The 9,894-nt window shown below is 70.1% G+C and carries 9 protein-coding genes; 5 read left to right on the top strand and 4 right to left on the bottom strand.

The genetic code is table 11. The annotated features are described in order from the left end of the window. The first annotated feature begins 12 nt into the window (after positions 1 to 12). Complete coding sequence (gene eccE, locus OK17_RS17565; RefSeq protein ID WP_461418208.1) at positions 13 to 1,749, top strand: type VII secretion protein EccE; 1,737 nt, start codon at positions 13 to 15, stop codon at positions 1,747 to 1,749. A 114-nt stretch (positions 1,750 to 1,863) separates the two neighbouring features. On the opposite strand, the gene manA is transcribed toward eccE, so the two are convergent. The 3 genes from manA to OK17_RS17550 all read right to left on the bottom strand — a co-directional run bounded on the left by manA (position 1,864) and on the right by OK17_RS17550 (position 5,035). Beyond that, complete coding sequence (gene manA / locus OK17_RS17560; RefSeq protein WP_232717637.1) at positions 1,864 to 3,159, bottom strand: mannose-6-phosphate isomerase, class I; 1,296 nt, start codon at positions 3,157 to 3,159, stop codon at positions 1,864 to 1,866. Then, positions 3,156 to 4,304, bottom strand: coding sequence for a hypothetical protein (locus OK17_RS17555; RefSeq protein ID WP_119032835.1), 1,149 nt, complete (start codon positions 4,302 to 4,304; stop codon positions 3,156 to 3,158). The genes manA and OK17_RS17555 overlap by 4 nt, the downstream gene beginning before the upstream one ends. Positions 4,305 to 4,474: 170 nt before the next feature. Further along, positions 4,475 to 5,035: a DUF3499 domain-containing protein gene (locus OK17_RS17550; protein ID WP_174718295.1), complete on the bottom strand. Its 561-nt coding sequence runs from the start codon at positions 5,033 to 5,035 to the stop codon at positions 4,475 to 4,477. 101 nt (positions 5,036 to 5,136) lie between these two features. Here OK17_RS17550 and OK17_RS17545 point away from each other — a divergent pair, with 101 nt between their 5' ends. Further along, positions 5,137 to 5,658: a metallopeptidase family protein gene (locus OK17_RS17545; RefSeq protein ID WP_005198708.1), complete on the top strand. Its 522-nt coding sequence runs from the start codon at positions 5,137 to 5,139 to the stop codon at positions 5,656 to 5,658. Between the two features lie 95 nt (positions 5,659 to 5,753). On the opposite strand, the gene OK17_RS17540 is transcribed toward OK17_RS17545, so the two are convergent. Further along, positions 5,754 to 6,017 (bottom strand): WhiB family transcriptional regulator, encoded by a 264-nt coding sequence (locus tag OK17_RS17540; RefSeq protein ID WP_174310842.1) that lies wholly within the window; start codon positions 6,015 to 6,017, stop codon positions 5,754 to 5,756. Positions 6,018 to 6,735: 718 nt separating this feature from the next. Here OK17_RS17540 and cofD point away from each other — a divergent pair. The 3 genes from cofD to OK17_RS17525 are packed head-to-tail and all read left to right on the top strand — an operon-like array spanning position 6,736 to position 9,688. Continuing rightward, entirely contained in the window at positions 6,736 to 7,770 is a 1,035-nt protein-coding gene (gene cofD, locus OK17_RS17535) for a 2-phospho-L-lactate transferase (RefSeq protein ID WP_119032837.1), read from the top strand. Beyond that, positions 7,767 to 9,116, top strand: coding sequence for a coenzyme F420-0:L-glutamate ligase (locus OK17_RS17530; RefSeq protein ID WP_232717634.1), 1,350 nt, complete (start codon positions 7,767 to 7,769; stop codon positions 9,114 to 9,116). The genes cofD and OK17_RS17530 overlap by 4 nt, the downstream gene beginning before the upstream one ends. Continuing rightward, a complete protein-coding gene (locus OK17_RS17525) occupies positions 9,113 to 9,688 on the top strand; it encodes an NUDIX hydrolase (RefSeq protein ID WP_232717633.1) in 576 nt (191 codons plus the stop codon). The genes OK17_RS17530 and OK17_RS17525 overlap by 4 nt, the downstream gene beginning before the upstream one ends. Positions 9,689 to 9,894: the final 206 nt, after the last annotated feature.

Raw genomic sequence — 9,894 nt, 5'->3', positions numbered from 1 at the left:
CGAGGGGGGATCGTGGATCGGAACACGCGTGCGTCGGGGTTGCGCACACTCGTGGTCATCGAGGTGATCCTGGCCCTCGGCCTCGTCGTGTGGGCACTGTCGGGAAGCGTGTGGGGGCTGTCGGCCCTGATCGTGGCGGTCGTGATCGCGGCCGGGCTGGTGAGCGTCGGTGGCCGGCAATCCCTGTTCGGCCGGCTCGCGGCGCGGATGTCGTTCTCCTGGTCCCGGATGCGCCGCAGCGACGCCGACCTCAACCCGGCCCCGTTCGACGTCCCGCTGTCCGGGCCCTCCACCCGGCCGTCGGCACGCCGATCGTCGACACCCACGACCATCGGCGCCCGCTGGGTCGGCGACACCCTGGTCACCGTGGTCCGCGTGGACCCGGGCGGCCCCGCGGTCACCTACCTGACACCGGGCAACAGCACCCTCGGCGACGAGAACGGACAACTGGTCCCCCTCGACGTCCTCGCCGAGTGCATCGACCGGTACGACATCTCTCTCAGCTCGATCGAGGTCATCAGTCACGGTGTGCGCGTGTGGGGTTCGGGTGTCGCACCGGCGACCTACGACCGCACCCTCGGCCCGTTGTCGGCGACGGCCCAGCGTTCGGTGTTCGTCGTGCTGCGGATCGATCCGCTCGAATGTCCCGACGCCGTGGCGCGACGCGGCGGCGGCGCGACCGGCGCCCTGCGCACCGCGACGGTCACAACCCGCCGGGTGGCCAAACGCCTTGCCGAACACGGACTGGCCACCATCATCCTGTCGGCCGCGCAGATCACCTCGGTCACCACCCAACTGACCGAGGGCGCCGGCATCGACTCGCTGGCCGAGGAATGGGAGTCGGTCGGGGTCTCCGGGCTCCGTATCCGCAGCGCCGCAGTGGAACCGGATGCGCTGCCCACCGTTGTCCGCGACATCTGGGTGAACTCGGCGGTCTCCACCACCCTCACCGTCCGGCTCCGGCACGTCACCGCCGACCGGCGCCATCGAAACGGACGGCCCGAGGTCGAGGTCTCCGCGTTCGTGCGGTTCAACGAGTTCCCTGATGCACGGCGGTCGGTGCCCTCGTGGCCGGCCGGTCTGCAACCGCTCGACGGCCGCCAGTTCGATGCCCTTGCCGTCAGCCTCCCCATCGCGACCCCCGCCCGCCTGGACCGGAACCTGCCGACGCTCACCGGCGACGACGCTCAGGCCTTCCTCGGCTCGGTTCGCCTCCCGGCCGGAGGGTGCGGGCAGCTCATCGGCGCCGATCACACGGGTCGCGCCGTCGCCACCCGACTGGTCGGTCCCGGCATCGCGACCGTGTCGGTCGCCGCCGGTATCCACGTCGTCGCGCAGATCGCGCTTCGTGCGGTCGCCGTCGGCGCCTCGGTGCGTGTCCACACCGACCGCCCGCATCGATGGGCACCGCTGGTCAGCGCCGTCGCCGACCCGAGCGCACTGTCCCTCGCCGGCGACCGCACACCGGCCCGGCCGGGCCCTGCACTCGTCATCGTCGACGGCCTCACTCCCCCGTCACCGCAACCGGATACGACGCGGATGATCGTGTCCGCGCCCGGCATCGACGACCCGACCGGCGCCCCCACGGTTGCCCTGACCCAGAATCCGCGTGCGCCACAGGACCTCTCGCTCGACGCGGGTGGTCAACCGGTGCTGGTGACGATGGTCGCGACCCCGGACGAATGGAACCTCATCGGCGGGTACCCCGAGCCCGCCGCGCAGGCACCCGCGGCGCCGGTCAGGCGATAGCGGCGTCTCAGTCGACAGCGTCGGACTTTCGCTCACCCCGTCCGTTCGCGCTCACCCGTTGACGGTGAGCGCGAACGGATCTCGTGAGCAACTACAGCGGGTGACCCCGGGGTGTCACTCGGTGGCGGTCACCGCGGCCGGCGCGGACGCCGACACACCCTCGGCCGCCGACACCGCGACCGGCACGAGCGCGCGGTAGAAGACCGCCCGCGCAGAGGCGGCCCGCACGATCACGTCCGGGTCGTCGTCCGTGATCCACAGCGCCTGACCCGATTTCACGGTCAGCGGCGCGCCGTCGGCGGGACGGACCTCGACCGCACCGCTGAGCACCGCAAGGACCTGCGGTCCGGGCATGTCGAAGCAGATCGACGACGAGTGGTGCAATCCGGTTCCGTCCAACTCGATCCGCGACAACCGGAACTCCGGCGCCGGGGTGAGGTAGACACGTTCGGAGCCGATCATGCGCACCGGCGGCGCCATCTGGGCGGCGTCGACCGGAGTGAAGTCGAGGACGCGCAACAGTTCCGGCACGTCGATGTGCTTGGGCGTGAGACCGCCGCGCAAGACGTTGTCGGAGTTGGCCATGATCTCGACACCGGTGCCCCGCAGATACGCGTGGAGGTTGCCGGCCGGCAGGTACAGACCCTCCCCCGGCTCGAGATGAACGTGGTTGAGCAGCAGCGAGGCGAGTACACCGGGATCGTTCGGGTAGTCCTCACCGAGCTCGCAGACCGTGCGCAGTTCGGCGGCGAACTCCGTGCTTCCCGAGCTCAGCACCTCGATCGCGCCGTGCAGGACCGCGGGCACGAGTTGCCGGATCGACGCCTCCGGCAGCGTCAGCCAGGTGGTGAACACAGCCCGCAGACCCTCGGAATCGGGTTGTCCGGCAAGCATTCCCAAGTAGTGGTCGAGTTCGCTGACCTGCAGTTCGCGCAGTAGTGCGACAGTCCTGTGCGGATCACGGAAACCGGCCAGGGCGTCGAAGGGCGTCGTGGCGACGATCAGCTCCGGCTTGTGCCACGGGTCGCGATAGTTGCGGTCTCGGGCCTCGAGGGCGAGGCCGCGGGCGTTCTCCCGCTCGAACCCCTCACGCGCCTGGTCCGCGGACGGGTGCGCCTGCAGCGACAGTGCCTCCTCGGCGGCGAGGATCTTGAGCAGGAACGGCAGCCGGTTGCCGAACTCGGCCGCACTCGCCGCCCCGAGCGTCGCCACCGGATCGGCGTCGATCACCTCGACGAGATCCTGCTCCGGACCTGAGGGGTCGACGCACCGCGCCGAGCCCGCCGGATGCGAGCCGAACCACAACTCGGCTTCCGGATGCGCCGACGGGACAGGCCTCCCCTGAATCGACGCGATGGCTGTTCGTGAACCCCATGCGTAGGGGCGCACCACTCCGTCGAGAATCCTCATTGCACCGTGTTCCCAATCAGGCGGAGATACACCGCCGCCATCTCGACCCGCAGAGCGACGACCAGGAAATCGAGCAGGTCGCCCGGGCCGTCGGCCACCGGGTCCTCACCCGGCACCGGCCGTCGATCGTCCCACGGTTGCCCGCCGTTCTGCGGCAACGCGTCTCCCTCGTCGGCACCGACCACCAGGTCGACGTCGCCGAGCCCCGTCACCCGCTGCCGGGTGTACCACTCACGACGCGCGGTCGACACGACCATGATGCGCGGAGCGGGCTCCTGCGCCGGACCGTCGAACTCCGGGTCGTAGAAGATCGAATCGACAGCCGGCGCGGTGCCGGTTCGCGAACCCAGGAGCCGGGCCATCCGCGCCACGTCACCGAGTTCGGCGACGGCGCCGACGATCCCGGCGAATGCGAGAAGACTCGTCACGGCATGCACGGCCAGTACCGAACCCGCCGGTGAATCCGATGTCCAGACGGAGGGACGGCCCTGCACGCGGACGGCCAGCGACTTGGCCCGGTTGTGGAAGGTCTCCCGCGACGGGTGCGAGCCCGAGGCCTCGGCGTCGAGCGCATCGGCCAGGTCGTCGAGTGCGGGCACCGGGCCGGTCACCCGGACCTGGGTGAGGCCACCGAACACCGCGAGGAGCGCGGCGACGAAACCGACGAACCGGAAACGCGGCTCGACGTCGAACCTCGGCGAGAGGTCGAGCCCGTTGCCACCCAGCGCGTCTCGGAGGGGACCGGCGTTGGGCGCGGCCACGACCACCTCGGCCCGACGACGCAGCGCCCGCGCGGCCGCATCGGCCAGAGCCATGTCGCCCGCATCCTCGCCGGCCACTACCACCACGTCGAGCGGACCGACCCACCCCGGCAGGACGGGACCCGTCACGAGCGGGACGTCGACACGTGCGGCGAGGGCGGCGACCCCCAGCTCGGCCGCGCGGTGCGAGACCTCGCTGGAGCCGTGGACGATCACGACGCTGCGGGGTCGCAGGTCGGCGAGCGGGGCCAGTACGCCCTCGCGGACGGCCTCGGCGGTGGCACGAACCTGCGCGCCGGCGAGCGCGACTGCCCGCAACAGACCGTCGACGTCCGCGGAGATCAACTCCTCGGCATCGTCGAGGTCGGGGGTACCGGTACGCATGGAACCAGCGTAGCCAGCCGCGGGGACACACGCCCGGGTACGCGACACAGTCACTCGTTCGGTCCCCGCATCGGGGCGAGGCGGACGGCCGGCCGCGTACACGGAGTCCGACGATTCGCGTCCTCCGACGGCGACAACGGGTTCCACGCCCCCCGCGTGGTGGTCTCCGGTCAGTCGACCGGATCCGGGAGGACCCGCAGATGACCGCGGCGACCCGGCCGGGGTCGCGTCTGGTGGCGGGGCACACCCGGGGTTGCCGACGGCTGTGACGGCGAGTCGACAGGGCCCGCGCGATGGCGGCCGCTGCGGCGGTCGGCGAGGGCGGCTTCGTACGCCGCGTCGGCCGCACGCGCCTCGTCGAGAGCTCGCGAGTCGAAGGCATCGAGAGAGTCGGCCGGCGTCCGGTCGGAGTTACGGCCGCGGGGCCCGCTGTCGACGAAACCCGGGCGTCCACCACCGGCGACGGCGCCGGCCTCGCGGACGGCCTCGGCGAGGGCGGTCAGCTCGTGATCCTCGGCGGGCACCGAGAATCCCCGCTCGCTGCGCAGCATCTCCCAGCCCCGCGGGACGGTGATCCGTCGGGCGTGGTCGTCGCACAGATCCCAGGAATGCGGCTCCTGCGAGGTCGCCAGCGGACCGATCACCGCAGTCGATTCGGCGTAGACGAAGGTCAGGGTAGCCACCGCGGATCGGGCGCAGCCGGGTCGGCAGCACAGACGGGGAAGCTTCACGTGACGAGATTAGCCCCCACGGTCCGCAACCACAGACTCGACACGCTCAGACGGGGGCAGGCGGGGCGACAGGGGCCATCGCGACCTCATAGAATCGCGCCATGCGCATCCACCCGAAGCCGACGCCGCGCGGCTCGATCGGCCAGCCGGGAATCCGTCGTGGCCGACGCCGGGTCGGACGGTACCGAGACCGGCGTGGCCGCGGCCTGCGTTCACCGCTGCTGCCGCAGAACGTGCCCGCCTACAACACCCGCTCCGACGAGTTCGACGCCGTCGCGCTCGAGGCCTTCGCCGAGATCGACGCCCAGTGGCACGACCAGCTGGCCGGACTCGACATCGCCGTCGACGAGATCCCGCGACTGCTCCCCCGCGATCCCGAGACCGTCGAGTGGCCCGACGAGGTGACCGCCGACGGCGCGGTACCGCTCGCCCGGTTGATCCCCGCGGGAATGGACGTCCACGGGGTGCCGACACGGGCTCAGATCATCCTGTTCCGCCGGCCGCTGGAGTCACGGGCCAAGAAGGGCACGGACCTCCTCGAGCTCGTCCACGAGGTCCTCGTCCAGCAGGTCGCGACCCACCTGGGCGTCGACGAAGACACGATCGACCGCGGACCTGAGTGATCCGCGGTCGATGATCGCGTTCGACACCTGAGCGCCGAGCGTCCAGCTCTCGCTGGGTAATTCGATTGTTCGGATGACGCCGTTCCGGCGACCCCTCAGATGATGCCGCGCTTCAGGCGACGGCGCTCACGCTCCGACAGACCGCCCCAGATGCCGAAGCGTTCGTCGTTGTGGAGCGCGTACTCCAGGCACTCTGCCTTGACCTCGCAGCCCTGGCAGATTCGCTTGGCCTCACGCGTCGATCCACCCTTTTCCGGGAAGAACGCCTCCGGATCGGTCTGCGCGCACAGAGCGCGATCCTGCCACTGCTCCTCGACGGCGTCGAACAGGTCGTCGAAGTCGTTGGGCACCAGGGCCAGATGACGGCGGCCGGCGGCATCGTCTGCGTCGGAATCGACGAGATCGGTTGCATCGGCGGCGGATTCGAGCGCGGCCGCACGCGCGGTGCCACCGATCATCGAATCGTCAACGGGCCCAAGGGTGCGAAACTCTGCGGTGTCGATTTCCGGGGCGGATGTCATCACGTGCGACTCTGCGATGAATTGCGGGCGAATATGTGGTTCAAGCGGATTGCCGATCGGATTGTCCAAAGCCATCGTCGGCGCCTCCTAGCTCGGGATGTTGGTCGTTGACTGTCCTTTGCGAACACGACGTGCTGCCGTACCCACCACTGCTGCCACACCACTTGTACTCGGGGTGCAGTGACTCCCTGCATCCGTTGTACACAGCGCCCGAGCGACGGCCCCTTACTGCCGGCACCGACCCTCTCACCGAGTTCGAACATATGATCGAATCCCTTGGAGGCCAGCGGTTCTCGACCTCGAATGTTCTCGATCTCAAACTCGGAATGACACTGATGTGATTAGACACGCCGGGGGCGGTCCCGGTCAAGTTGAATCGAAGAATTCCCTTTACCATCGCGTGCCGTCAAATCTGTGACTCGACACGACGACGGCCCGAAGGCGAAGTGAAGATCACACTCCCGAGCCCTCCTCCCCGCCCGCCGGACGGGCGCGACAGCGGCGTACGGGCCCTCGCGGCCGACCACTAGAGTGGCGGTGTGAAGGAGTACCTGCTGTGAAGGTGACCGTACTCGTCGGCGGCGTGGGGGGCGCGCGTTTCCTCCTCGGACTGCGCGAGCTGCTCGGCACCACCCCGTTCCCGCCGCATCCCGACGACCCCACGCTCGGCGTCGGCGAACATCAGATCACCGCGATCGTGAACGTCGGCGACGACGCGTGGATGCACGGTGTGCGCATCTGCCCCGACCTCGACACGTGCATGTACACCCTCGGCGGCGGCATCGACCCCGACCGCGGGTGGGGCCGGCGCGGTGAAACCTGGCATGCGAAAGAAGAACTCGCCGCCTACGGCGCCGACCCGGACTGGTTCGGCCTCGGCGACCGAGATCTCGCCACCCACTTGATCCGTACCCAGATGCTCGACGCCGGGTACAGGTTGTCCGATGTGACCGCTGCCCTGTCCCGCCGGTGGAATCCGGGCGTGCGTCTGCTGCCGGTGACCGACGACCGACACGAGACGCATGTGGTGATCTCCAAGCCGGACGGCGACGAGGGCGAGCGCGTGGCCATCCACTTCCAGGAATGGTGGGTTCGCCACCGCGCCCAGGTCCCGACCTTCGGCTTCGCACAGGTGGGCTCGGACGACACCACCCCCGCACCGGGGGTCCTCGACGCGATCAGCGACGCCGACGTCATCCTGCTCGCACCGTCGAACCCCGTGGTGAGCATCGGCGCGATCGTCAGCGTTCCCGGGATGCGCAGCGCCCTGCGCACCACCAAGGCCCCGGTGGTCGGCGTCTCGCCGATCATCGACAACCGGCCGCTGCGCGGCATGGCCGACGAGTGCCTGTCGGTGATCGGCGTCGAGTCGTCCGCCGAGGCGGTCGCCGCCCACTACGGCGCCCGAAGCGGCAACGGCATCCTCGACGGCTGGCTGATCGCCGAGGGCGACCGCGCACAGGTCGACGGCATCGCCGTCGGCTCCGCACCGTTGTTGATGACCGACCCGCAGGCCACCGCGCAGATGATCCGCGCCGCCTGCGCACTCGTCGACGTGGCCATGCCGGAACAGAACGTGGGCACCGAGTGAGCGAGCTCGCCGATCACCGCGCCCCGAACGGCCTGGAGATCCGACCGGTCACCGGCCTCCCCGAGTTCACTGCCGAATCCGACGTCGCCGCCGAGATCCTCGCCGCCGCACCGTGGTTGGCGTCCGGTGATGTACTGGTCGTGACCAGCAAGATCATCTCGAAGGCCGAGGGTCGCATGGTCGACGCGCCGGCCGATCCCGATGAGCGTGATGCGCTGCGTCGCAAACTCGTCGAGGCCGAGTCGGTGCGGGTCCTCGCCCGCAAGAACCGCACGCTGATCACCGAGAACCGTCTGGGCCTGGTCCAGGCCGCGGCCGGGATCGACGGCTCCAACGTGCGATCCGACCAGCTGGCGCTGCTCCCCGAGGATCCCGACGGCAGCGCGAGACGACTGCGGGCCGCCATCGCCGAGCGTGCCGGTCACGAGGTCGCCGTGATCATCACCGACACGATGGGGCGTGCCTGGCGCACCGGACAGACCGATGTCGCGATCGGATCGGCGGGCATCGCCGTCACCCACCCCTACGACGGTGGCACCGACGACTACGGGAACCCGTTGGTGGTGACCGACATCGCGGTCGCCGACGAACTGTCCGCGGCCGCCGACCTGGTCAAGGGCAAGCTCGCCGCCGTTCCGGTGGCCGTCGTGCGCGGGTTCGCGCCCGTCGACGACGGTTCGACCGCCGCCGATCTGATCCGGCCCGCCGAGGAGGACCTGTTCCGGCTGGGCACCGAGGAGGCGATCGCGCTGGGTCGTCGCGAGGCCATCCGCACCCGTCGCTCCGTACGCGCCTTCGACGACCGGCCGGTCGACCCGGAACTGATGCGCGCCGCTCTGGGCGAGGCCCTCACCGCACCCGCGCCGCATCACACCCATCCGGTGCGGTTCGTGTGGGTGCGCTCGGCTGAGCGGCGTAGTGCGCTGCTCGACGCGATGACCGCCGACTGGCGCGCCGACCTCGAATCCGATTCCAAGACACCCGAATCGATCGAGAAGCGACTCCGTCGGGGCCAGATCCTGTACGACGCACCGGAACTGGTGATCCCGTTCCTGGTGCCCGACGGCGTACACGAGTACCCCGACGAGCGCCGGAATGCGGCTGAGCACACCATGTTCACGGTAGCCGCCGGCGGTGCCGTGGCGAGCCTGTTGATCGCGTTGTCTGTCCGCGAGATCGGCAGCTGCTGGGTGGGCTCCACGATCTTCGCCGCGCCGACGGTGCGCCGTGTCCTCGAATTGGACGCGTCGTGGGAACCGCTCGGCGCAGTCGCCATCGGGCATCCCCTCGAAACCGCCCCGCTGCGCGATGCGGCGCCGACCGACGAATGGGTGATCGAACTGTGAGCGCGGAATCCCTGCACGCCTCTGCCGTCGAGGCATTGACCGCCTGGCAGGCGCCCGAGTCGGGACAGGACAGTCTCCGGCACGCCTATCTCGCGTTCCTCGCCGCCTCCCCCGACGCCTGCCTGCGGGCCTGTGCGGCAGGCCATCTCACCGGGTCGGCCATCGTCTTCGACGCCCATCGCAGCCACGTCCTGCTGACCCTGCATCCCCGCGTAGGCAAATGGATTCAGCTCGGCGGACACTGCGAACCGACCGACGAGACCCTCGCCGACGCCGCACTGCGCGAGGCCCGCGAGGAGTCCGGCATCCCGGGGCTCGACCTCGACCAGGTCGGCGCCGGCGGCGGCATCGTCCACCTGCACACCCACCCGATCACCTGCTCGCTCGGCGTGCCGACCCGGCATCTCGACGTGCGCTACCGGGTGGTCGCCGCCCCGACCGCCGACGGCGGTCTGCCGCAGTTCGAACGCAGCGAGGAATCGGTGGACCTGCAGTGGTGGCCCATCGACGCCCTCCCCCCGGACACCGACGCCGACATCCCGGAACTCATCCGCGCAGCGTTGGCGGGCTGACCTCGATACGCGGCGCCCTCGCTACGCTCGGTCGGCGCTACTCGGCCGGCGGATGAACGGTGTGTCACTACTCCGCTCGGTCGGCGCTACTCGGCCGGCTGCGGGAGCGCCGACACCCCTGCTGTCTGAGGTGCGAGGAACGCCGACCCCCCGCTGTCTGAGGTGCGAGGAGCGTAAGCCGCCGGGCTGAGTAGCGACGAAGGAGC

This window comes from Gordonia sp. GN26 (genome assembly GCF_054823965.1).
The sequence above is the reverse complement of the archived record's forward strand: the minus strand, read 5'-3'. Positions and strand labels throughout refer to the sequence as shown.